The organism is Stenotrophomonas sp. ZAC14D2_NAIMI4_7 (assembly GCF_003086675.1).
Taxonomy (GTDB): domain Bacteria; phylum Pseudomonadota; class Gammaproteobacteria; order Xanthomonadales; family Xanthomonadaceae; genus Stenotrophomonas.
On record NZ_CP025995.1, the window covers coordinates 3,108,667 to 3,132,410 of the forward strand.

Sequence of the window (23,744 nt, forward strand, 5' to 3'; positions counted from 1 at the left end):
CGCAGGCCGGCGCCGGGGGACATTCGCACGCAGTGCCCTCCACAGCCAGCGCCCGACACACCATCAGCCACGCGTTCTACACGGGAACACAAAAAAACGCGGCGCCTGGTTGCCCGGGCGCCGCGTTGGAGAGAGAGAGCGGTAACGCTTAGAAGCTGACGCTGATGCCGGCCACCGGGCCCTTGAATTCCTGCTTCAGGCCGATGGTGCCGTCGCTGCCCTTCTGGTCCACGTCCAGCTTGAACCAGTCGTAGCCGGCGAACACGCCGAAGTTGTCGGTGAAGCGGTAATCGACGATGGCGTTGGCGCGGCTCAGGTCGCCCTTGTAGTCATCGAAGCTGCCCCAGCGGGTGTTCAGGTACTGGCCCTGCAGGGTGATCATCCACTTTTCCGACGGGGTGAAGCTCAGGCGCGCACCGACCACGGGGGCCACGCCGTCCGCCTTTTCGTCGAGGAACTGGCCTTCATACACGGTGCCCAGATCGGCGTAGCCCTTGGTGCTGACTTTGGCGTACTCGGCACCCAGCTGCAGGCCCAGGTCGAATTTGTCGGTGTCCACCACCGAGTAGTCGTACACCAGGCTGGCCACCTGGTACTTCAGTTCGGCCTTGACGAAGCTGTCGGCCGGCACGTTGACGTCACCGAAGGTGATGTCCTGGCCCAGCGTCTCGCGGCGGTCCTTGTCGTACTTGAAGTAGTTGAACAGCAGGCGCTGGCGGTCGCTGATGCGGAACATGCCGTCGATGCGCGGTTCCCATTCCTTGCCGCCCAGCTTGAAGTCCTCGGAGAAGCCGATGTCCTGGCCGGCCACGTTGGTCTGGCCACGCAGCGTGTTGTCCGAATCGATGTTCATCGCACCCAGGCGCAGGGCGAAGCGATCGTCACCTTCGGCGGCGTGGGCAGACGAGGCGAAGGAAGCGCCGGCGGCGAGCAGCGAGAGGGCGAGCAGGGTGGGTACGGAGCGCATCAGAGAGTCCTTGCGGTGGTTCATTCGGGATGAAGGCCACTGTGCCGGACGCGCGCGTCCACCCTACGTGAACGTATGGTCCACGTTGCGTGGACGGTTCAGCGCGGTCATGACGTTGCAAAGAAGATGGCCCCGGAGCGCGCTTCGGGGCCATCCTGGGACCTGCAGGGCGGAGCATCGACGAGGAAGTGCAGCGGGCAGGTCGAATGGTCAGACTGCAGGCGTGCGGGAAAGTTCCCTGCCGTGCGACCAAAGTTCAATGCGCTGCGCTGCAGCATGCGGCGGACGCCATTGTCCCCCTGCTGGGCCGTAAAAAACCTGCCGTTCCCGCAACTTGCGGCTTCCGGGATGAACAGGCAGCGGTTGTCTCGCAAATTGTCCCATTGCTATAATTTGGCGGCTCGATGAGGCACCCCCTGTTTCAGCGGCCTCAGCCATTCACTTGTAACCACGTGGGACGTCCTGTGCTGAACTCCGTTGAAGCGGGTCGGCGACTGATGCTGCGCGCCGCGGTCTACCCGCTGGCTGCAGTCGCTGTGCTGGCTCTGGCCTTCCTCCTGGTAGGGCCGAAGTACGCCCTTGGCGCCCTGGCGTCGGGGGTGGCGATCTCGGCCGGTGGCTGGGTAGCGGCACGGATGGCGCTCAGTGGTGGGGCGGTGGCAGCGGGTTCGGCGATGGCGCGGCTGATTGTCGCGATTGTCGCCAAGTGGGTCGTGGTTTTCGGCGTCCTGCTGGTGGGGTTCCTGGTCTTCAAGCTGCCTGCATTGGCGCTGCTGGCCGGTATCGCCGTCGGTTTGATGTTCCAGGTCCTGGCCATGGCCAGGCGTTGACAAAAATTCAATTAACGAAGGTTCCGGACACATGGCGGGCGAGGCTCTAACCCCTACCAGCTACATCCAGCATCACCTGCAGAACCTGACCGCCCCGGTCGGTAACGGCGAAGGGATGTTCTGGCACATCCACGTCGATACGTTCCTCACCGCGGTCCTGATGGGCCTGGTGATCGTGGTCGCGTTCTGGCTGGGCACCCGCAAGGCCACCGCTGGCGTGCCGGGCAAGTGGCAGGCGTTCGTGGAAATCTGCCTGGAGTTCGTCGACCGCCAGGCCAAGGACACCTACCACGGCAAGAGCAAGCTGGTCACGCCGATCGCCATCACCATCTTCTTCTGGATTCTGCTGATGAATCTGCTGAAGATGATCCCGGCCGATTTCATCGCCAAGCCGCTGGAAATGGCCGGTATCCACTACTGGAAGCCGGTGCCGACCGCTGACGTCAACGCCACCCTGGGCATGGCCTTCAGCGTGTTCTTCCTGATGCTGTTCTTCGCCCTGCGTGCGAAGGGCCTGGGCGGTTTCATCAAGGAATTCCTGACGGCCCCGTTCGGCAAGTGGATGATGCCGTTCAACCTGATCCTCAACATCGTCGAGTGGCTGAGCAAGCCGATCTCGCTGGCGATGCGACTGTTCGGCAACATGTTCGGCGGCGAAATCGTGTTCCTGCTGATCTGGGTGCTGGGTGGTGCCGGTTTCTTCGGTGCCATTGCCGGTGGTGCGTTCGGCCTTGGCTGGATGCTGTTCCACCTGCTGGTGATCCCGCTGCAGGCCTTCATCTTCATGATGCTGTCGATCGTGTACCTGAGCCTGTCGGAAGACGCTCACTAAAGTTCCAAGCTTCAACGCGTTTCAACCTTCATCCGTTTCATCACCCTTAGCTACTTAGTTCCTGGAGATAACCATGTACTTCGCCGTCCTGACCAACTTCGCGCAGATTCAGAGCTCCACCGCCCTTGCCGTCGGCATCATGATCGGCCTGGCCGCGCTGGGCGCCGGTCTGGGTCTGGCCATCATGGCTGGTAAGTTCCTGGAGTCGGCCGCCCGCCAGCCGGAACTGATCCCGGTCCTGCAGGTCCGCATGTTCATCACCGCCGGCCTGATCGACGCCGCGTTCATCATCTCGGTCGCCGTCGGCCTGCTGCTGGCCTTCGCCAACCCGCTGTCGGCCGCCTTCGCTGGCGCCGTCACCAAGGCTCTGGCCGGCTGATACAGCGGTTTGAGACGACCGGGTGCTGATGCACCCGGTTTCGGATGAAGGTCCGGGTGCGCCGCTCCGGCGGCGCATCCACCCCGAAACCAGCGATCGAGCTAACCATGAATATCAATTTCACCCTTCTTGCGCAGGCGCTCGCCTTCGCTGGTCTGATCTGGATCATCGCGACCAAGATCTGGCCGCCGCTGATGAACGCGATCGAAGAGCGCCAGCAGAAGATTGCTGAAGGCCTCGCCGCTGCCGACCGCAGCCAGAAAGATCTGGCCCAGGCGCAGGAAAAGGTCAACGAAGCACTGAAGGACGCGCGCACCAAGGCCAACGAGATCATCGACCAGGCCCACGCGCGCGCCAACCAGATCGTCGACGCTGCCCGTACCGAAGCGATCACCGAAGCCACCCGTCAGAAGGAACTGGCCCAGGCTGAAATCGACGCCGCCGCCAACCGTGCCCGTGAAGATCTGCGCAAGCAGGTGTCCGCGCTGGCCGTGACCGGTGCCGAAAAGCTGCTCAAGCGCGAAATCGACGCCAACGCCCACAAGGCGCTGCTCGACGAGCTGGCCTCGGAGATCTAAGGATGAGCCAGGCCCTCACGCTTGCCCGCCCGTACGCCCGCGCCGCCTTCGCGACCGCGCGCGACGAAGGCACGTTCGCGCCGTGGTCGGACGCCCTCGCGTTCTCCGCCCACGTCGCCGCCGACCCGCGCGTGGCGGCCCTGCTCGCCAACCCGGAGCTGGGTCGTGACGACGCCGTCGCCCTGCTGGCGCCGGTGAACCACGGCGAAAGCTACTCGCGTTTCCTGGCCATCCTGGCCGAATCGCATCGTCTGCCGTTGCTGCCGGAAATCGCCGGCATGTACGACGCCCTGCGCGCCGAAGCCGAGCACGTGGTCAAGGCCACCGTGACCTCGGCCGCCGAACTGTCGGCCGGCGAGCTGGACGCGATCAAGGTCGCGCTGCGCAAGCGCTTCAACCGCGAGGTCGATGTGACCACCGCGGTGGATGCCTCGCTGATCGGCGGCGCCGTGATCGATGCCGGCGACGTGGTCATCGATGGTTCGCTGAAGGGCAAGCTGGCCCGTCTGCAGACCGCGCTCGCTAACTGAATTCATTTAACGTCCGGCCCCGCTGCCGGCACTAGGACTTGACGATGGCAACCACGCTCAACCCCTCCGAAATCAGCGAACTGATCAAGAACCGCATCGAGAAGGTCAAGCTGGCCGCGGAATCGCGCAACGAAGGCACCGTGACCAGCGTGTCCGACGGCATCGTGCGCATCTTCGGTCTGGCCGACGTGATGCAGGGCGAAATGATCGAACTGCCGAACAACACCTTCGCCCTGGCCCTGAACCTGGAGCGCGACTCGGTCGGCGCCGTGGTCCTGGGTGACTACGAGCACCTGCGCGAAGGCGACGTCGCCAAGACCACCGGTCGCATCCTGGAAGTGCCGGTCGGTCCGGAACTGCTGGGCCGCGTGGTGAACGCCCTGGGCGAACCGATCGACGGCAAGGGCCCGCTGGGCACCGACGTCACCGCCCCGGTGGAGCGCGTTGCTCCGGGCGTGATCTGGCGCAAGTCGGTCGACCAGCCGGTGCAGACCGGTTACAAGTCGGTCGACTCGATGATCCCGATCGGCCGTGGCCAGCGCGAGCTGATCATCGGCGACCGCCAGACCGGCAAGACCGCCATGGCCATCGATGCGGTGATCAACCAGAAGGGCACCGGCATCAAGTGCGTGTACGTTGCGATCGGCCAGAAGGCTTCGACCATCGCCAACATCGTGCGCAAGCTGGAAGAGAACGGCGCGCTGGCCCACACCATCGTGGTGGCCGCTACCGCTTCCGAATCGGCTGCCATGCAGTACATCAGCGCCTACTCGGGCTGCACCATGGGTGAGTACTTCATGGACCGCGGCGAAGACGCGCTGATCGTGTACGACGATCTGTCCAAGCAGGCCGTGGCCTACCGCCAGATCTCGCTGCTGCTGAAGCGCCCGCCGGGCCGCGAAGCCTACCCGGGCGACGTGTTCTACCTGCACTCGCGCCTGCTGGAACGCGCTGCCCGCGTGTCCGAGGAATACGTCGAGAAGTTCACCGAAGGCAAGGTCACCGGCAAGACCGGTTCGCTGACCGCGCTGCCGATCATCGAAACCCAGGCCGGCGACGTGTCCGCCTTCGTTCCGACCAACGTGATCTCGATCACCGACGGCCAGATCTTCCTGGAAACCGACCTGTTCAACGCCGGCATCCGCCCGGCCGTGAACGCCGGTATCTCGGTGTCGCGCGTCGGTGGCTCGGCCCAGACCAAGATCATCAAGAAGCTGTCGGGCGGCATCCGTATCTCGCTGGCCCAGTACCGTGAACTGGCTGCGTTCGCGCAGTTCGCCTCGGACCTGGACGAAGCGACCCGCAAGCAGCTGGAGCGCGGCCAGCGCGTGACCGAGCTGATGAAGCAGAAGCAGTACGCGCCGATGTCCATCGCCAACCAGGCGCTGTCGATCTACGCCGTCAACGAGGGCTACCTGGACGACGTGCCGGTCAACAAGCTGCTGGCGTTCGAAGAAGGCCTGCACGCCCACTTCGCCAACACCCAGGGCGAACTGGTCAGCAAGGTCAACGCCACCGGCGGCTGGGACAACGACATCGAAGGTGCCTTCAAGAAGGGCATCGCCGAGTTCAAGACCACCGGCAGCTGGTAATCGCGGTCCTGTAGAGCGGAGCCATGCTCCGCTGGACCAGATGACAAACGGTTGAACAACGCGGGGCAGCAGCCCCGCGCCACGGGAAACAAGAGATGGCAAGCGGACGCGAAATCAAAACCAAGATCAAGAGCGTGCAGAACACCCGCAAGGTGACGCGCGCCCTGGAAATGGTCTCGGCCTCCAAGATCCGCAAGGCGCAGGATCGGATGAAGACCTCGCGTCCGTACGCGCAGGCGATGAAGCAGGTGATCGGCCACCTGGCCCAGGCCAGCACCGATTACCAGCATCCCTTCCTGGTCGAGCGTGAGCAGGTCAAGCGGGTCGGTTTCATCGTGATCTCCTCCGATCGCGGCCTGGCTGGCGGCCTGAACAACAACCTGTTCCGCAAGATGCTGGGCGAAGCCAAGGCATGGCAGGACAAGGGTGCTGAAGTGGACCTGGTGACCATCGGCCAGAAGGCATCGACCTTCTTCCGCCGCGTGAAGGTCAACATGGTCGGCAGCGTGACCCACATCGGCGACGTGCCGAAGCTGGAATCGCTGATCGGTGTGATCAAGGTCATGCTCGACGCCTTCACCGAAGGCAAGGTCGACCGCGTGTACCTGGTCTACAACCGCTTCGTGAATACCATGGTGCAGAAGGCCAGCTTCGATCAGCTGCTGCCGCTGCCGCCGGCTGAAAAGCAGGTCGCCCACCATGACTGGGATTACCTGTACGAACCCGATGCCGCGACCGTGCTGGAGCACGTGATGACGCGTTACATCGAATCGCTGGTGTACCAGGCACTGCTGGAAAACGTCGCCTCCGAACATGCCGCACGCATGGTCGCGATGAAGGCGGCGAGCGACAACGCCAACAAGCTGATCGGCACCCTGCAGCTCGTCTACAACAAGGCGCGCCAGGCAGCGATCACCCAGGAAATCTCCGAAATCGTCGGCGGCGCGGCAGCAGTCTGACCGCGTTCGTTCAAAGCACACATTAGAGGATGCAGCAATGAGTCAGGGCAAGATCGTTCAGATCATCGGCGCGGTCGTCGACGTCGAATTCCCGCGTGAGTCGGTGCCGAAGGTGTACGACGCACTGAAGGTGGAAAACACCGAAATCACCCTCGAAGTCCAGCAGCAGCTGGGCGACGGCGTGGTGCGTACCATCGCCCTCGGTTCCACCGACGGCCTGAAGCGCAACCTGGTGGCCATCAACACCGACCGCGGCATCTCCGTGCCGGTCGGCGCTGGCACCCTGGGCCGCATCATGGACGTGCTGGGCCGTCCGATCGACGAAGCCGGCCCGGTGGCCGCCAGCGACAGCTGGGAAATCCACCGTGCGGCCCCGTCGTACGAAGACCAGAGCCCGGCCACCGAGCTGCTGGAAACCGGCATCAAGGTCATCGACCTGATGTGCCCGTTCGCCAAGGGCGGCAAGGTCGGCCTGTTCGGCGGCGCCGGCGTCGGCAAGACCGTCAACATGATGGAACTGATCAACAACATCGCCAAGGCGCACAGCGGTCTGTCCGTGTTCGCCGGCGTGGGTGAGCGTACCCGTGAGGGCAACGACTTCTACCACGAAATGAAGGACTCCAACGTCCTGGACAAGGTGGCGATGGTGTACGGCCAGATGAACGAGCCGCCGGGCAACCGTCTGCGCGTCGCCCTGACCGGTCTGACCATGGCCGAGTACTTCCGCGACGAGAAGGACGAAAACGGCAAGGGTAAGGACGTCCTGCTGTTCGTCGACAACATCTACCGCTACACCCTGGCCGGTACCGAAGTGTCGGCACTGCTGGGTCGTATGCCGTCCGCCGTGGGTTACCAGCCGACCCTGGCCGAGGAAATGGGCGTCCTGCAGGAACGCATCACCTCGACCAAGAACGGTTCGATCACCTCGATCCAGGCCGTCTACGTTCCCGCCGATGACTTGACCGACCCGTCGCCGGCGACCACCTTCGCCCACCTGGACTCGACCGTTACCCTGTCGCGTTCGATCGCTTCGCTGGGTATCTACCCGGCCGTCGATCCGCTGGATTCCACCAGCCGCCAGATGGACCCGCTGGTCATCGGCCACGAGCACTACGACACCGCCCAGCGCGTCCAGCAGACTCTGCAGAAGTACAAGGAACTGAAGGACATCATCGCCATCCTGGGCATGGACGAACTGTCCGAAGAAGACAAGCAGGCCGTGTCGCGCGCCCGCAAGATCGAGCGCTTCTTCAGCCAGCCGTTCCACGTGGCCGAAGTGTTCACCGGTTCGCCGGGCAAGTACGTGCCGCTGAAGGACACCATCCGTGGCTTCAAGGCCATCGTCGATGGCGAGTACGACCACCTGCCGGAGCAGGCGTTCTACATGGTCGGCGGCATTGAAGAAGCGGTCGAAAAGGCCAAGAAGATGGCTGAGAAGGCCTGATCATGAGCACCATTCGTTGCGACATCGTCAGCGCTGAACAGGAAATCTTCCGTGGCGAAGCGACCCTGGTCGTGGCGACCGGTGAGCTGGGCGAGCTGGGCATTGCGCCCAAGCACGCCCCGCTGATCACCCGACTCAAGCCCGGCAAGGTCGTGGTCACCACGCCGAACGGCGAGCAGCTGGATTTCGCCATTTCCGGCGGCATCCTGGAAGTGCAGCCGCAGGTAGTGACCGTGCTGGCCGACACCGCCATCCGCGCCCAGGACATCGACGAAGCCTCGGTCCGCAAGGCCAAGGAAGAAGCCGAGCGCATCCTGGCCAACCGTGGTGAAGCGATGGAAGTGGCCGAAGCCCAGCAGAAGCTGGCCGAAGCCGTGGTCCAGCTGCAGGCCCTGGAACGTCTGCGCAAGAACCTCAAGCACTGAGGTTCACCCGCAGCACCCACGAAAACGCCGGCCCAGTGCCGGCGTTTTTGTTTGTGCGGGTAATGGGCCGAGGCCCGGTAGAGTCGAGCTTGCTCGACTGCTTTTCGAGCAATGGTCGGGGTTTCAACCGTCAGCGGTAGACCACAAACCGCATCAGCAGGAACGACACGCACGCCAGTCCGCCTTCCACCAGCGGCTTGGCCAGCCACGCGTACTGCAGGCCCAGCGCTTGGTCGGCGGCGGCCACCAGCAGGGTACTGGCGATCGTCATCAGTACCCACAGTGCCAGGAAGCGCGCGAACCGGCGCCAGCCCAGCCGCTGGCCGCCCTGCGCATCGGCAAAGGTGTAGCGCCCGTTGAGCCAGAACCCCAGCAGCATGCCCCCCAGTCGCCCCACCACGTTGGCCGGCACCACCGGCATGCCCGCCGCCGTGCAGGCGACGAACAGCAGCCAGTCCAGCAGCAGCTGGGCCAGGCCGATCACGAGGTAGGCAGTGCCTTGGCGGAACAGGCTCATGGGCAAGGGATTGTGCAGGGATGCCCATGTTAACGGCGTGCGTTCTAGAATCGTCGGCAACGACCTACGGATAGCCGCCCATGACCCAACCCCTGCACGTGATCATCCTGGCCGCCGGCGCCGGCAAGCGCATGAAGTCGGTGCTGCCCAAGGTGCTGCAGCCTATCGCCGGGCAGCCGATGCTGGCGCACGTGATCGCCACCGCGCGCGAACTGCAGCCGGCGGCGATCCACGTGGTCTACGGTCATGGTGGCGATGCGGTCCGCCAGCGCTTCGCCGACCAGCCGGACCTGCTGTGGGCCGAGCAGGCGCAGCAGCTGGGCACCGGCCACGCCGTGGCCCAGGCCATGCCCGAGGTACCCGATGCCGCGCAGGTGCTGGTGCTGTACGGCGACGTGCCGCTGATCCGTGCGCAGACCCTGCGTGACCTGCTGGCGCAGCCGGGCCGCTTGGCGGTGCTGGTGGCCGAGATGGACGATCCGACCGGCTACGGCCGCATCCTGCGCGATGCCGAGGGCAAGGTCGGCGCCATCGTCGAACAGAAGGATGCCGATGACGAGCAGCGCCGCATCCGCATCATCAACACCGGCATCATCACCGCCGAATCGACCGCGCTGCGGCGCTGGCTGTCGCAGCTGTCCAACCGCAACGCGCAGGGCGAGTACTACCTGACCGATGTGTTCGCCTTTGCCGCCCATGAGTTCACTCCGGCGGAGATGGCCCTGGTGGCCGACGCCCAGGAAGCCGAAGGCGCGAACGATCCCTGGCAGCTGTCGCAGCTGGAACGCGCTTGGCAGCGCCGCGCCGTGCGTGCCCTGTGCACCCAGGGCGCGCGCGTGCTCGACCCGGCCCGTGTGGATGTACGCGGCCAGGTGACCGTGGGCAGCGACGTGCAGATCGACGTGGACGTGATCCTGGAAGGCACCGTGGTGCTGGCCGATGGCGTAAGCATCGGGCCGTTCACCCGCTTGAAGGACGTGACGCTGGGGCCGGGCACCGAGGTGCGCGCGCACTGCGATCTGGAAGGCGTGGTGAGCGAAGGCGCCGCGCAGATCGGCCCGTTCGCGCGGCTGCGTCCGGGCACGGTGCTGGCCGACGGCGTGCACGTGGGCAACTTCGTGGAAACCAAGAAAGTCACCCTGGGCGTGGGCAGCAAGGCCAACCACCTGACCTACCTGGGCGATGCGGTGATCGGCAGCAAGGTGAACATCGGCGCCGGCACCATCACCTGCAACTACGACGGGGTGAACAAGTCGACCACGACCATCGGCGACAACGCCTTCATCGGTTCCAACAGCGCGCTGGTGGCGCCGGTGCTGATCGGCGAGGGCGCCACCATTGCGGCGGGCTCGGTCATCACCCGCACCGCACCCGATGGCAAGCTGACCCTGGCGCGCGCACGACAGGAAACCATCGATGGCTGGAAGCGCCCGATCAAGAAGTCCTGAGCCACGTGTGCCGCACGCCGATGAGCTCGGCGTGCTGCCAGGCATCGAACAGCGCGCCGGCGAGCTGCTGAAGGGCCATGACGCCTATCCGGTGTTTGCCGGGCATGGCCTGGATCTGCCTGCGCTGCATGAAGGTCTGCGGCGCCGGCAGGTGTGGGTGGTGGATGCGGCCGACGGCGGAATCGCCGGTTACCTGCTGGCCGGTGAACTGGCAGGTCAGTTCCATGTGCTGCAGATGGATGTGGATCCCGCGCACGCGCGCCTGGGCCATGGGCGTGCGCTGTTGCGCCACGCGTTGGCGATGGCCAAGGCAGACGGCTATGCGGCAGCTGTACTGACCACGTTGAGCGATGTGCCGTGGAACGCGGCCTTCTACGCCAGCGAAGGATTCGTCATGGTGCCGGAAGCGGAATGGGGCGCCGGCCTGCAGGCCGTGATGGCCGAAGAGGCCGCGTTGGCGTTTCCGATGCATCTGCGGGTCGCGATGCGTCGGATGCTTTAGCCGCCGACCTTGGTCGGCCCATCCCCCGTTCACCCCACCGGCAACAGGATCGACACGCACAGTCCGCCCTCGCCGCGGTTCTGCAATGACACGCGGCCACCGTGCGCTTCCACGATTTCCCGGGTCAGCGCCAGGCCCAGCCCGGTGCCGTTGCGCTTGGTGGAATAGAACGGCATCAGCGCGTTCTGCAGCACCTGCTCATTCATGCCCTTGCCGCGGTCCAGCACATCCAGCCGCAGCCACTGCGGCAGGCGGGTCAGCTGCACCTGCACATCGTCATTGGGCGGGTCGGCTTCGGCGCAGGCTTCATGCGCGTTCTTCAGCAGGTTCAACAACGCCTGGCCGAACTGGGCGATGTCGATGCGACTGCTCAGGTCTTCGCTGGGCGGGTGGTCCATGGTGAATGGAATCTGCTGGCCCAGGCTGGCCAGGAACGGCGCCCAGTGCACAGTCTGCAGCTGCGGCTGCGGCAGCTTGGCAAAGCGCGCGTAGCCGCGGATGAATCCTTCCAAGTGGCGTGCGCGGTCTTCGATGGTGCTGAAGATCTCGGGCAGTCGGTCGAAGCGCTCGCGCTTCACCAGCTCACCGCCGGAATGGGCCAGCGAGGCGATCGGCGCCAGCGAGTTGTTCAACTCGTGGCTGATCACCCGGATCACCTTCTTCCAGGTCTGCACTTCCTGCCGCCGCAGTTCGGCGGTCAGCAGCCGCACCAGCAGCAGATCGTGTGGGCGGCCGTTCAGATGGAACGCGCGCCGCGACAGGTGGTAGACCTGTTCGTCGTCCTCGTCCACTTCGGTACCGTCGTCCACGTCCGGGCGCACTGCGAACAGGCTGTCGCCGCCGCGCTCGATGGCATCGCGCAGCTCCACCGGCATCTGTTCCAGCACATCCTGCAGCCGCTGGCCCTCCAGCTTCCAGCCGCCGTGCAGCAGCTTGCGTGCAGCCAGGTTGGAAAACACCACGCGCGCAATGCCATCGCCACCGGCGGCGATCAGCAGCATGGCCACCGGCGTGTTCTGCACCATGGTGTCCAGCAGCAGCTCGCGCTGCACCAGCCCCTGGCGCTGTTCGCGCAGCACATCGCCCAGTTCGCGGTGGGCCTGCACCAGGTCGCCCAGCTCGTCGTTGCCCGGCCAATGTACGCTGAAGTTGTATTCGCCGTCGCGGTAGCTGCTGGTGGTGCCGGCCAATGCCCGCATCAGCGATCGCACCGGTGCGGTGGCACGGCGCAATGCCCACCACATCAGCGCCAGCAGCAGCACGGTGGAAACCAGGGTGACCGCCCAGCCGTGGTCCAGCCAGTACGCCAGCAACCACGGCAATGCCGCAGCCAGCGCCAGCACCGGCAGCAGGCGCAGGAACAGGCGGAAGGTGAACGAGCGCCGCTTCATTCGCGCGGAATGCCGTGGCGATCCATGCGGCGATACAACGCCTGCCGGCTCAGCCCCAGTTCGGCGGCCGCCTGCGCAATCACCCCGTGGTTGCGCGCCAGCACATCTTCAATGCGTGCGCGGTCCGGGTCGTTGCCGGCGCTCGGCGCCGGGCGTGCTGCGGCCGGCGCACGCGGCAGGTTCAGGTCGGTCACCTCGATGCGCGGGCCACTGGCCAGCAGTTCGGCGCGCTGGATCACGTTGCGCAGTTCGCGCACGTTGCCCGGCCACGGGTGGCGCTGCAGGGCGGTCGCGGCGGCGCTGGACAGCGGCTTGCCGGCGGCCAGGAAGCGCTCGGCCAGCGGCAGGATGTCACCGGGTCGCTCGGCCAGCGGCGGCAGTGCCAGTTCCACGGTGTTCAAGCGGTAATACAGATCTTCGCGGAAGCTGCCGTCGCGGATCATCGCCGGCAGGTCCGCATTGGTCGCGCTGACCACGCGTACTTTGACCTGCCGCTCGCGGTTGGAGCCCAGGCGCTCGAACCGGCCGGTTTCCAGCACGCGCAGCAGTTTCATCTGCCCGCCCAGGGACAGGTTGCCGATTTCATCGAGGAACAGCGTGCCGCCGTCGGCCGCTTCGAACTTGCCCTCGCGCGCCTTGTTGGCACCGGTATAGGCACCGGCCTCGGCGCCGAACAGTTCGGCTTCGATCAGTTCCGAGGGCAGTGCACCGCAGTTCACCGCCACGAACGGGCCCTTGGCGGCCAGTGAATTGGCCTGGATGATCTGCGCGATTTTTTCCTTGCCGGCGCCGTTGGGGCCGGTGATCAGCACGGGCAGTTCCGAGCGTGCCACCTGGCAGGCCAAGGCGATGATGCGCTCGCTGGCCGGATCGGCGAACACCGCATCACACAGCTCGTACTTCGTTTCCAGGGCCGTGCGCTGGCGCTGTTCGCGCGCGCGGCGCTGGTCCAGTTCGCGACGCGCCTCGGACAGCTCCAGCAGGTTGTTCACCGTGGTCAGCAGCTTGCGGTCATCCCACGGTTTGGCCAGATAGTCGGCGGCACCGGCCTTGACCAGGTCCACCGCACTGCTCAGGTGGGTCCAGGCGGTCAGCAGGATGACCGGCAGATCGGGGTGGCGCGCGCGGATCTGCGCGAACAGTGCTTCGCCTTCCTCACCAGAGGTGGTGTCTTCGGTGAAGTTCATGTCCTGGATCACCAGGTCCACCGGCTGCGATTCCAGCAGGGCCAGCCCTTCGGCCGGGCTCTGCGCCCGCAGGGTGTCGATGTCATGCAGGGAAAACAGCACGTCCAACGCAGTGGCTACGCTCGCGTTGTCGTCGATGATCAGGATCGCAGGCATGGACGCATTCTGGAGAAGGGATGGGTGGCGCCGAGAGAACCGTGACCGGCGCCACCCATCAAGCATAGCCAAACCGGTGGCTGCGCAGGGGGCAGCGAGGTCAGTGCGGCGGTGGCGGGGGCGACGGCGCTGGCGGCGGTACCAGCACCGCCTTCCAGGTCGCCACGCTGACCGCCTGGCTGAGCGTGCGGCCGTCGCGGCGCAGCAGCAGGTACACCTGTGGTTTGCCGGCCGAATCTGCGCGGCGCAGGGCGGCGGCAAGCGCATCGATCTGGCGGACCGGCGTGTCGTCCACGCGCAGGATGCGGTCGCCCCGGCGCACGCCGAAGCGCGCCTCGGGACGCACCGCCTGCACGTCCACCTGTCCTTCGGTGGAGCGCAGCGCCAGCTGTGCGCCATCCTGCTGCCAGTTCATCGTCTGCACCGTGCTGCTGCCGGCAAGCGCCGGCAACGGCAGGGCAAGTACAAGGGCCAGGACCAAGGGGCGCATGTCACGCCCCCCGGGTGGCCACCGCCGGCGGCACCGCGGCGGCGCGGCGGGCCGGGCCGAACACCGCGACCTGGCCCAGCACCCACAGCAGCACCGCGCCCAGCGGCAGGTACAGCAGCGGCATGCGCGGCAGCTCGTACATGTTCATCAGGGCCAGGTTGATGGCGTAGGCCGCCAGCATGCCCAGCACGATGCCCAGCGTGGCCAGCAGGAAGTTCTCGGTCTGGAAGTAGCGCAGGATCTGCCCGCGGGTGGCACCCAGCGCACGGCGGATGCCGATCTGCTTGCTGCGCTGCTGCACCCAGAAGCTGGCCAGGCCGACGATGCCCAGGGCCGTGACCACCAGCAGCGCCACGCACACCGTCACCAGCAGGCCGACCATGGCGCGGTCGTTGCTGAAGTACTTCTGGCGCTGTTCTTCATAGGTCATCTTTTCGCGCATCAGGCGGTTGGGATCGTTGCGTTCCAGCGCAGCCACGGCGGCCTTCAGCACCTCGTCGCGGCGCTCCGGTGCGGTGCGCAGCATGTAGGTGCCGCCTTCGTCGAAACCACGGCGCAGCGGCAGCAGCATCGATTCGGACCAGTTGTTGGCCCAGCCGGTCGGGGTGGTGAGCGTATCCACGATGCCGATCACATGCAGCGGCTGCTTGCCCATGTAATAGGTCTTGCCCAGCGCATTGCCATTGGGCTCCATCTTCGCGGCGGTGGCCTGGGTGAAGATCACCGGGATCGCCTTGTCCTGCGAACCGGCCTTGCTGACCACCTCATAGTCGCGGTATTCGTCGGGCTGGAAGTCACGCCCGGCGATCACGTTGATGCCCATCGTGCGGATGCCATCTTCGGACATGGTGTACATCGAGGCTTCGGTAGTGGGCTGTTCCTGGTCCTGCTGGCGCTGGATGCTGCTGCTTGAAGAACCGCCGCGGAACGGGATCTGGTTGATGATGGTCGCGCTGGTGACGCCGGGAATGGCGCGCAGCGAGGCCAGGTCTTCGCGGGTGCGGGCCAGGCCATTGGTCTGCTTGCCGATGCCGCTCACGCGCACCATCACCAGTTCGTTCTCGGCGATGCCGCTGGGCATGCTGATCTTTTCCACGCGCTGGCTGACCAGGAACAGCGCATTGCAGACGATGGCGCAGGTCAGGGCGACTTCCAGCACGATCAGGGCGGCAGCGGTCTTGTGCCGGCGCAGGGTGCTGAGGATGGGGCGGATGTCCATGGGAGTCCTCGTTCGGGTGCTTACTGCGACTTGAGCTGGATGGCCGGGGTGACCTGCATCGCGCGCCAGGCGGGCAGGAAGCCGGCAGCAAGGCTGGCAAACAGGGTCAGGCCGATGGCCAGCAGCAGCATGCTGCCGTCCAGATGGGCCAGCTTGGCGTAGTCCACCGGCTGCTGGCGCACCGCGAACAGCCCCAGTAGGGCCACGCCGATGCCGAGCACGCCGCCGACCACGCCCACCGCGCCGGCTTCCACCAGGCACTGCAGGAAGATCTGCCCGCGGCTGGCCCCCAGCGCACGGCGTACGCCGATTTCACCGCTGCGGCGCAGGAATTTGGCCAGCAGCAGGCCCACCGTGTTGACCAGGCACACGCCCAGGAAGCCCAGCGCCAGCCACAGCTGCAGGCGCACATCGCTGGGCACCGCGCCGTTGAAGTCCAGCCACTCCATCACGTTGCGCAGGCGCACATTCGGCGGGCGCTCGAAGCGGCCGGCCTCGCGCTGCTGGCTGGAGTAGTTTTCCAGGTAGCGGCGATAGTCATCGGCCTTTTCCGGCGGCACCTCGGCCCAGTACTGCAGCCAAGTGCAGGGCGCGTTCAACGAATAGCTGTTGCCGTCCGGGTTCTCGCCGAAGCAGTTCATGTTGCCGCTGCTGCCCAGCTTCATGTCAAAGGAGGTGGTGACCGGCAGCAGCAGATCCTCATCCTTGCCGTAGCTGCCGGTGGTCAGGTCGAAGAACTGCGGCTCGGGATTCCATTCCTTCATCACGCCCACGATGCGGAAGCTCTGGCCATCCATGCGGATGTCCTTGCCCACGCTGTTGCCGCCCTGGTACAGCTTGTCGTTCAGCGCCTTGGAGATGACCACCACGCGCGCGCGGCCTTCATCGTCCTGGCGGGTCCAGGGGCGGCCGTACTGCATGGGCACGTTGAACATCGGGAAGAAATCGGCCGAGGTCCAGCGCGTATCGATCGTGAACGGCTGCAGGGTGCTGCTGTCCGGTTCGATGGTGCCGCCGCCGGCGCTCATCAGTGCCTGGCGTTCGGCCTTGGCCTCGCGCAGCAGTGCCTCGCCGTCGAAGCGGGTCATCTGCGAATTGGGTTCTTCGCCGGGCACGTAGCCACCGCGCGGGCCCGGGTCCAACTGCACGTAGAACAGACGATCACTCTTGTCCGGAATCGGATCGCCGGACAGCACATGGAAGACGGTCAGAGTGGTCATCGAAGCACCGATGCCCAGCGCGATGGCCACCACCATCAGCGCGGTCAGCACCTTGTTGCGGCGGAAGCTGCGCGCCGCCAGGCGGGCGTAGTAGGCGAACATGGTCAGGCCCTCACTCGTTCACGGCAACGATGCGGCGCGGGGTGGCCAGCACCGGCTCACGCACCAGGTCGGTCACCTGGCCGTCGACGATGTGCACGTTGCGCTGCGCGCGCGCGGCCAGTTCCGGGTCATGGGTGACCATGACGATGGTGGTGCCGGCGGCGTTGATCTCTTCCAGCAGCTCCATCACCCCGCGTGCCATCTGCGTGTCCAGGTTGCCGGTCGGTTCGTCGGCCAGCAGCAGGCGCGGGCTGCCGGCCAGGGCGCGGGCAATGGCCGCGCGCTGCTGCTGGCCGCCGGACAGTTCGTTGGGGTAGTGCTTCATGCGCGAGCCCAGGCCGACCTGGGTCAGCGCCTTCTCGATGCGCTCGCGGCGCTCGTTGGCGCTCATCCTGCGGTAGCGCAGCGGCACGTCCACGTTGTCGAACAGGTTCAGGTCGGGAATCAGATTGAAGCCCTGGAAGATGAAACCGATCTTCTGGTTGCGCAGGCGGCTGCGCGCATCATCGCCCAGCGTGCTCACGTCCTGGCCATCGAGCAGGTAGGTGCCGCTGGTGAAGGTCTCCAGCAGGCCGGCAATGTTCAGGAAGGTGGTCTTGCCGGAGCCGGACGGGCCGGTGACGGCCACGAATTCGCCTTCCTTCACCTGCAGTTCCAGCGAGCGCAGTGCATGGGTTTCCACCTGTTCGGTGCGGAAAACCTTGGCGACCGAACGCATTTCGAGCATGTACATGGGGTGTCCTCTCTCCAGGATGTGTCAGTTGACGGAGACGCGTTCGGCGTCCTTGAACAGGTCGCTGCCGGAGACCACGATGCGGTCGCCCGGCTGCACACCCGACTTGATTTCCACTTCGCCCAGGCTGCTGACGCCCAGTTCCACCGGCCGGCGCACCGCGGTGCGGCCGTCCATTACGTAGGCCACGCCGTTGCCCTGTTCCACGAACGGGCCACGCTCGACCTTCATTACGTTCCTGCGGGTATCCAGCAGCACGCGCACCGACATGCGCTGGCTCTGGCGCAGGCCTTCGGGCTGTGCGGCGGCAAAGCGCACGCGGGCGTTCACTTCACCGTTGACCACTTCCGGCGACACCGCGCTGATCTCACCGGCGAACGGCTTGCCGTTGCCACCGGTCAGCTGTGCCGGCATGCCGATGGCCAGGTCGCGCGCGAAGCTTTCCGGCACCTTGATCTCCACTTCGAACTTGGACAGGTCCACCACGCCCAGTACCGGCGCGTTGGCCGCCAGGTTGGTGGCCTGGGTGGCCTGCACCTGGCCTACCTGGCCATCGAACGGGGCGCGCAGGGTCAGTGCGTCCACCTGGCGCTGCACTTCGGCCACCACGGCCTTCTGGCGGTCGGCCAGCAGGCGCTTGTTGCGCGCATCCAGGTCGGCGCCCTGGCTCTGCAGGCGGGCATCGGTGGTGGCGTTGGCCAGGGTGATGTCGGCCTTCTTCAGGGTGTCCTGGGCCTTGGCCAGGTCGATCTGCGGCACCGCGCCGCCGTCGTAGCCGCGCTGGTAGCGCTGCAGGTCGCGGTCGGCGGCCTGCCGTTCGATGCTGGCCTGGTCGGTTTCCTTGCGCGACTTGGCGCGGGCCAGGGTGGCGTCCAGGGCGGCGCGGCTGGCTTCGGCTTCCAAGCCGGCCAGGGTGGCCTGTTCCTGGGCCAGCTTGCTGCGCAGCTCCGGGCTGTCGATGATCGCCAGCTCCTGGCCCTTCTTCACCACGTCACCGGCCACCACTTTCAGGTCCACGGTGCCGGCCGAGATGGCGTACAGGGTGGGGCTGTTGGCGGCGATCACGCGGCCGTCGGCGGCGATGTCGCGCACCAGGTCGCCGCGCTGCACTTCGGCAATGCGCACCCGGCTGCTGTCGAAGGAGCGGCTGGCATTGGACCAGGCATGCACCGCCCAGCCGATGGCGGCCAGCAGGGCAAGCCCGCCCAGCACCGGCCAGCGGTAACGGCGCAGGGCGGCGCCCGAGCGGGAGGTGCCGGCCGGGGCGGAGGAAACGATCTGGTCCTGGGCAGAGGTGTCGCGGATCATCGGGTACGTGCCTGTCGGTGGTAGCCCATACCAAGCACGTCGCGTGCCAACTTTTTGCTTTTATGAATCAGTGATTTAGCGATCCGTGGTCGGTGTCCGGGTGTCCGCGGACACTGTAGCGGACACTTTCATTAAGCAGACAGGCGGGGGAGGGCGGGCACCCACGCTAGAATGCCGACATCGTCTTCAAGGAAACGCGACATGTGTGGAATCGTAGGTGCGATCGCTGATCGCGATGTGGTGCCGGTACTGATCGAAGGACTGAAACGACTGGAATACCGCGGCTACGATTCTTCCGGTATTGCGGTGATCGACCAGGGCGAGCGCGCGGACGTGCGCCGCGTGCGCCGCACCGGCCGCGTCTCGGAGATGGCCACCGCCGCCGAGGCCGAAGGCTTCCACGCCAGCCTGGGCATCGGCCACACCCGCTGGGCCACCCATGGCGGGGTGACCGAGGCCAATGCGCACCCGCACATCAGCCACGGCGTGGCGCTGGTGCACAACGGCATCATCGAAAACCACGAAGAGCAGCGCGAGAAGCTGCGCGCGCTGGGCTACACCTTCGAGTCGCAGACTGACACCGAAGTGATCGCGCACCTGATGCACCACCACCTGAAGGGCGGCGACAGCCTGCTGGGCGCGCTGCAGCGCACGGTGAAGGAGCTGACCGGCGCCTACGCCCTGGCCGTGGTCAGCCGCGCCGAGCCGGACCACTTCGTCTGCGCGCGCATGGGCTGCCCGCTGCTGGTGGGCCTGGGTGAGGGCGAGAACTTCGTCGCCTCCGATGTCTCGGCCGTGATCTCGGCCACGCGCAAGGTGATCTTCCTGGAAGAGGGCGACACCGCCGACATCCGCCGCGATGGCGTGCAGGTCTTCGACGAGCACGACCAGCCGGTCGAGCGCGACGTGCACCTGTCCGACGTGTCGCTGGCCTCGCTGGAGCTGGGCCCGTACCGCCACTTCATGCAGAAGGAAATCCACGAGCAGCCGCGCGCGCTGGGTGACACCATCGAAGCGGCGATCGACGCCGGTGGTTTCCCGGCCGAGTTGTTCGGCAAGAATGCCGAAGCCGTGCTGGCCGGCATTGAAGGCGTGCAGATCCTGGCCTGCGGTACCAGCTACTACTCCGGCCTGACCGCGCGTTACTGGATCGAATCCATCGCCGGCCTGCCGTGCAGCGTGGAAATTGCCAGCGAGTACCGCTACCGCGCGGCGTATGCCAATCCCAAGCACCTGATCGTGACCATTTCCCAGTCCGGCGAAACGCTGGATACGATGGAAGCGCTGAAGTACGCCAAGTCGCTGGGCCACACCCACACGCTGTCGATCTGCAACGTGCCGGAAAGCGCGATTCCGCGCGCCAGCGAACTGGTCTGCTACACCCGTGCTGGCGCCGAGATCGGCGTGGCGTCCACCAAGGCGTTCACCACCCAGCTGGCCGCGCTGTTCCAGCTGACCGTGGTGCTGGGCAAGCTGCACGGCCGCGTCGACGCCGCACAGGAGGCGGATTATCTGGAGCAGCTGCGCTTCCTGCCGGGCAGCGTGCAGCATGCGCTGAACATGGAGCCGCAGATCGCGGCGTGGGCCGAGCGCTTCGCGCGCAAGAGCAGCGCCCTGTTCCTGGGCCGTGGCCTGCATTACCCGATCGCGCTGGAAGGCGCGCTCAAGCTCAAGGAAATCTCCTACATCCATGCCGAGGCCTATCCGGCCGGTGAGCTCAAGCATGGGCCGCTGGCGCTGGTGGACGAAGACATGCCGGTGGTGGTGATCGCGCCCAACGACAGCCTGCTGGAAAAGGTGAAGTCGAACATGCAGGAAGTGCGCGCCCGCGGTGGCGAGCTGTTCGTGTTCGCCGACCAGGACAGCAACTTCAACGCGTCCGAAGGCGTGCACGTCATCCGCACGCCGCGCCACGCCGGCGTGCTCAGCCCGATCGTGCATACCATTCCGGTGCAGCTGCTGGCGTACCACACCGCGCTGGCACGCGGCACGGACGTGGACAAGCCGCGCAACCTGGCCAAGAGCGTTACGGTGGAATAAGCCGGACGGGCCAAAGGTCGCCGGTGGTAGTTGACAAATGTTCGTTCAATACACCAATTGTTTGTTCAAATTGACTGCCCGATGCTGAGCTAGTCCGAACATTTGTTTGTTCAATACGATCCCTTGGTGGCTATGGCCTTGCGCGATGCAAGGCTTACAGGTGGTCAACAAGCACTCGAATAGTGTTCGGCCGAGAAGGGTGAGAGTGTTCTGCTCTCGCCCTTCGCCGTTTAGGAGGCACTCCCTGTTGCTGCCATCTCTGCATCCAGGTCGCATCACTGGCACTCACGGGCCGGATTCGGCGTAGCATGAGTCATGTGCTGCTATCGCCCGAACTCATGAGCATGCGACTGGACAATCCTGAACTTGTGGGGCCTGCCATCCGATCATTCGCCCAGGTCGCGACGGCTTGGTCCCTGACTGATGCTCAGCAATCGGCGATCCTTGGACGTCCTGTGGATACCGCTTTGGCTGTTTTGTCGACCGATACGGATGGAGATTCTCTGTCGGAGACCATGACACGGATTGGATGCGTTCTTGGCATCTATCGGGCACTGCACACCATCTTTCCTAGTCAGCAGCAAGCAGATCGCTGGGTCCATAGGCCGAGCTCTGGAGTCCTGTTTAACGGCGCCCCAGCGGTGGCATTGATGTGCAGCGGTCGGCTCGAAGACTTAGTGCTACTGCGAGAGTATCTGAATGGACAAGGGCTAGACGAACCGTAATTGGTCGCTTGATCAGTGCGCGCTGATCAGAGGAGTGATGTGATGAAGCCAACGATCTTGGCAATGGATTTGGAGGGAACTCTGATCTCCAACGCAGTCAGTCAGATTCCCCGTCCTGGCCTTTTCCCGTTCCTGCAGTACGCCCACACCCGATTTTCCCAGTTGGTGATCTTTACGACGGTGCCGGAGCCTTTAGCAAGGAGGATCTGCGGCTTGTTGGCTTCGGAGGAAGTGGCTCCGGAATGGTTTGCCCACCTTCCCTACATTGTTTGGGATGGCCCCACCAAAGATCTGCGATTTGTGGTGCCGGAAGTTGGGCAAGCGCTGCTGTTGGATGACCATGCTCCGTACGTGCACCCCGGGCAGGAGAGTTTTTGGGTTGAGATACCGCTGTTCGGTTCTCCCTACGCCGACGAAGATACTGGTCTTGAACTAGCCAAGCTCCGAATCGAAGATCGGCTCTCTCATTCTCACTGACACAATTAGTCATCGGAAGGCGATGAGGGCAGTTTGATGCAGCCCCAGACGTGGGGCCGCATCCCATAGCTACAATTTCTTGAACATGTGGGTCTTGGTGGTGGTGAACTCACACAAGCCTTCGTGTCCGTTTTCAACGCCCATGCCGGACTGCTTGTGGCCGCCAAATGGGATGTCGATACCGTGGATGTGGATCTCGTTGACCCATACGGTGCCGGTATCCAGACGCTTGGCCACGCCGATCGCACGTTCTCGGTCGCGGCCCCAGACCGAGCCGGCCAGGCCGAACGGCGTGGCATTGGCCTTGGCCACCACCTCGTCGATGTCATCGAAGGCGATGATCGGCAGGATCGGGCCGAACGGTTCTTCCTGCACGATGCGGCTGTCTTCAGGCGGATTGTCGACGATGGTGACGGGCACGAAGTTGCCGGCCAGGCTCTCATCGATGGTGCCGCCCAGCGGAACGGTGTAGCCCTTGGTCTTCACGTCGTCGAACAGGCTGCGCAGCTTGTCGTACTGCATGCGGTTCTGGATCGGCCCCAGGTCCGTGCTTTCCAGCATGCCATCGCCCACGGTCTGCTTGGCGGCGTAGGCCACGAAGGCGTCGACGAACTTCGCATGCAGGCTGCGATGCACGTACAGGCGCTTGGTGGCGATGCACCACTGGCCGGCATTGCCGAAGGCGGCCCAGAACAGGGTGGGGATGATCGGTTCCCAGTCCGCGTCGTCCAGCACGATGGCCGCATCGTTGCCGCCCAGTTCCAGGGTGACGCGCTTGAGGTTGCTGGCGCTGCTGGCCATTACGCGCTTGCCGGTCGCGGTGGAGCCGGTGAAGCTGATCTTGGCCAGCGCCGGGTGCTCGGTCATCTGCTGGCCAAGCTCGTTGCCGCCGGAGACGACGTTGAGCACGCCCGGCGGCAGCACCTGCTGCGCGATCTCGCCGAAGAACAGCGAGGTGAGCGGGGTATACGGCGAGGGCTTCAGCACCATGGTGTTGCCGGTGACCAGGCACGGCGCCACTTTCCACAGGCCCAGCAGCACCGGGAAGTTCCACGGGGTGATGGCGCCGACCATGCCCAGCGGTGTGGTGCACTTCCACGGTGTGCTGGTCGGTGTCTTCGATGGTCTCGATCGGCAGCTCGTGCTTGGCGACCTCACGCACCCAGTGGATGGCCGCGTCCACTTTCGAGGTGGCCATGCTGTGGCGCGGCTTGCCCTGTTCGAGGGTCAGCAGGGTGATCAGGCGATCGCGGTTGGCTTCCAGCGCATCAGCGTAGTCCTGAATGTATTTGGAGCGCTCTGCCCACGCGAACGACCGTCCAGGAGCGAGGGTTCAAGCTCAAGTAGGCGGGAGGTCTGATGGCGGCGGTGCACCTGCCCATCTTCGATGTCCGCTTCTGGCCGATAGCGGACATAGCTCTTGAAGCGCTGGTACTGTCCCATCGATGCGGAACCAGGGCTTACAGCTCCGCGCTCCTGACCAACATCGAGAGGGGTATCCCCAAGGCATCGGCGATGCGAACGAGAGTAGAGAGTTGAAAGTCCTTTCTACCCTGCTCAACGTGGCCTAGCTGGGTCCGGTGCATGCCCAGCTGGCGTGCCAGCTCTATCTGCGTGACACCACTCTTTCGACGCGCACGCATGATTGCGCGACCCAAGGCCGACTGAGGGCTGCTGTAGGCATCAGAGCGCA

22 protein-coding genes and 1 pseudogene are annotated in these 23,744 nt (G+C 65.1%); 13 read left to right on the forward strand and 10 right to left on the reverse strand.

All coding sequences use genetic code 11. From position 1 onward, the window contains the following. Positions 1–148 precede the first annotated feature (148 nt). Entirely contained in the window at positions 149–967 is an 819-nt protein-coding gene (locus tag C1922_RS14325; protein WP_108750364.1) for a hypothetical protein, read from the reverse strand. 497 nt (positions 968–1,464) lie between these two features. On the opposite strand from C1922_RS14325, the gene C1922_RS14330 reads away from it, so the two are divergent. From C1922_RS14330 to C1922_RS14370, 9 genes are all read left to right on the forward strand, one after another. Beyond that, positions 1,465–1,797, forward strand: coding sequence for a hypothetical protein (locus tag C1922_RS14330; RefSeq protein ID WP_057496518.1), 333 nt, complete (start codon positions 1,465–1,467; stop codon positions 1,795–1,797). Between the two features lie 31 nt (positions 1,798–1,828). Beyond that, positions 1,829–2,629, forward strand: coding sequence for a F0F1 ATP synthase subunit A (gene atpB, locus C1922_RS14335; protein WP_108750365.1), 801 nt, complete (start codon positions 1,829–1,831; stop codon positions 2,627–2,629). A 73-nt stretch (positions 2,630–2,702) separates the two neighbouring features. Continuing rightward, entirely contained in the window at positions 2,703–3,008 is a 306-nt protein-coding gene (gene atpE, locus C1922_RS14340; RefSeq protein ID WP_005411133.1) for a F0F1 ATP synthase subunit C, read from the forward strand. 107 nt (positions 3,009–3,115) lie between these two features. Continuing rightward, positions 3,116–3,586, forward strand: a complete 471-nt coding sequence (locus C1922_RS14345; RefSeq protein WP_108750366.1) for a F0F1 ATP synthase subunit B — start codon at positions 3,116–3,118, stop codon at positions 3,584–3,586. 2 nt (positions 3,587–3,588) lie between these two features. After that, complete coding sequence (locus tag C1922_RS14350) at positions 3,589–4,116, forward strand: F0F1 ATP synthase subunit delta (RefSeq protein ID WP_108750367.1); 528 nt, start codon at positions 3,589–3,591, stop codon at positions 4,114–4,116. Between the two features lie 44 nt (positions 4,117–4,160). Further along, positions 4,161–5,708 carry a F0F1 ATP synthase subunit alpha gene (atpA, locus tag C1922_RS14355; protein WP_108750368.1) on the forward strand — a complete coding sequence of 516 codons (1,548 nt, stop codon included), beginning with the start codon at positions 4,161–4,163 and terminating at the stop codon, positions 5,706–5,708. A 95-nt stretch (positions 5,709–5,803) separates the two neighbouring features. Continuing rightward, positions 5,804–6,667, forward strand: a complete 864-nt coding sequence (atpG, locus tag C1922_RS14360; protein ID WP_010481324.1) for a F0F1 ATP synthase subunit gamma — start codon at positions 5,804–5,806, stop codon at positions 6,665–6,667. A gap of 37 nt (positions 6,668–6,704) precedes the next feature. Next, a complete protein-coding gene (gene atpD, locus C1922_RS14365; protein ID WP_108750369.1) occupies positions 6,705–8,111 on the forward strand; it encodes a F0F1 ATP synthase subunit beta in 1,407 nt (468 codons plus the stop codon). A 2-nt stretch (positions 8,112–8,113) separates the two neighbouring features. Further along, the gene (locus C1922_RS14370; protein WP_005419509.1) at positions 8,114–8,536 is read left to right on the forward strand and encodes a F0F1 ATP synthase subunit epsilon; all 423 of its coding nucleotides are present in this window, start codon (positions 8,114–8,116) and stop codon (positions 8,534–8,536) included. Positions 8,537–8,666: 130 nt separating this feature from the next. On the opposite strand, the gene C1922_RS14375 is transcribed toward C1922_RS14370, so the two are convergent. Next, positions 8,667–9,053, reverse strand: coding sequence for a GtrA family protein (locus C1922_RS14375; RefSeq protein WP_108750370.1), 387 nt, complete (start codon positions 9,051–9,053; stop codon positions 8,667–8,669). An 80-nt stretch (positions 9,054–9,133) separates the two neighbouring features. Between C1922_RS14375 and glmU the strand changes: the two genes are divergently transcribed. Both glmU and C1922_RS14385 read left to right on the forward strand, forming a co-directional pair. Next, a complete protein-coding gene (glmU, locus tag C1922_RS14380; RefSeq protein ID WP_108750371.1) occupies positions 9,134–10,501 on the forward strand; it encodes a bifunctional UDP-N-acetylglucosamine diphosphorylase/glucosamine-1-phosphate N-acetyltransferase GlmU in 1,368 nt (455 codons plus the stop codon). Beyond that, positions 10,470–11,003 carry a GNAT family N-acetyltransferase gene (locus C1922_RS14385; RefSeq protein WP_108750372.1) on the forward strand — a complete coding sequence of 178 codons (534 nt, stop codon included), beginning with the start codon at positions 10,470–10,472 and terminating at the stop codon, positions 11,001–11,003. Before glmU ends, C1922_RS14385 begins: the two co-directional genes overlap by 32 nt. A 29-nt stretch (positions 11,004–11,032) precedes the next feature. On the opposite strand, the gene C1922_RS14390 is transcribed toward C1922_RS14385, so the two are convergent. The 7 genes and pseudogenes from C1922_RS14390 to C1922_RS14420 form a co-directional block, all read right to left on the reverse strand. Beyond that, the gene (locus C1922_RS14390; protein WP_108750373.1) at positions 11,033–12,394 is read right to left on the reverse strand and encodes an ATP-binding protein; all 1,362 of its coding nucleotides are present in this window, start codon (positions 12,392–12,394) and stop codon (positions 11,033–11,035) included. Between the two features lie 428 nt (positions 12,395–12,822). Further along, positions 12,823–13,803, reverse strand: a pseudogene (locus tag C1922_RS14395) (sigma 54-interacting transcriptional regulator); the annotation flags it as partial. A 34-nt stretch (positions 13,804–13,837) separates the two neighbouring features. Next, a complete protein-coding gene (locus C1922_RS14400) occupies positions 13,838–14,227 on the reverse strand; it encodes a PDZ domain-containing protein (RefSeq protein WP_108750375.1) in 390 nt (129 codons plus the stop codon). A gap of 1 nt (position 14,228) precedes the next feature. Beyond that, entirely contained in the window at positions 14,229–15,446 is a 1,218-nt protein-coding gene (locus C1922_RS14405) for an FtsX-like permease family protein (RefSeq protein WP_108750376.1), read from the reverse strand. A 20-nt stretch (positions 15,447–15,466) separates the two neighbouring features. Continuing rightward, complete coding sequence (locus tag C1922_RS14410; RefSeq protein ID WP_108750377.1) at positions 15,467–16,768, reverse strand: ABC transporter permease; 1,302 nt, start codon at positions 16,766–16,768, stop codon at positions 15,467–15,469. A gap of 10 nt (positions 16,769–16,778) precedes the next feature. Continuing rightward, complete coding sequence (locus C1922_RS14415; RefSeq protein ID WP_108750378.1) at positions 16,779–17,501, reverse strand: ABC transporter ATP-binding protein; 723 nt, start codon at positions 17,499–17,501, stop codon at positions 16,779–16,781. A gap of 24 nt (positions 17,502–17,525) precedes the next feature. Continuing rightward, entirely contained in the window at positions 17,526–18,809 is a 1,284-nt protein-coding gene (locus C1922_RS14420) for an efflux RND transporter periplasmic adaptor subunit (RefSeq protein WP_108750379.1), read from the reverse strand. 201 nt (positions 18,810–19,010) lie between these two features. Here C1922_RS14420 and glmS point away from each other — a divergent pair, with 201 nt between their 5' ends. After that, positions 19,011–20,849: a glutamine--fructose-6-phosphate transaminase (isomerizing) gene (gene glmS / locus C1922_RS14425; protein ID WP_108750380.1), complete on the forward strand. Its 1,839-nt coding sequence runs from the start codon at positions 19,011–19,013 to the stop codon at positions 20,847–20,849. 767 nt (positions 20,850–21,616) lie between these two features. Then, entirely contained in the window at positions 21,617–22,051 is a 435-nt protein-coding gene (locus C1922_RS14435) for an NIF family HAD-type phosphatase (RefSeq protein ID WP_108750382.1), read from the forward strand. A 69-nt stretch (positions 22,052–22,120) separates the two neighbouring features. Here C1922_RS14435 and C1922_RS14440 read toward each other — a convergent pair whose 3' ends face one another. After that, positions 22,121–23,209, reverse strand: coding sequence for an aldehyde dehydrogenase family protein (locus tag C1922_RS14440; protein WP_199912184.1), 1,089 nt, complete (start codon positions 23,207–23,209; stop codon positions 22,121–22,123). Positions 23,210–23,744 lie beyond the last annotated feature (535 nt).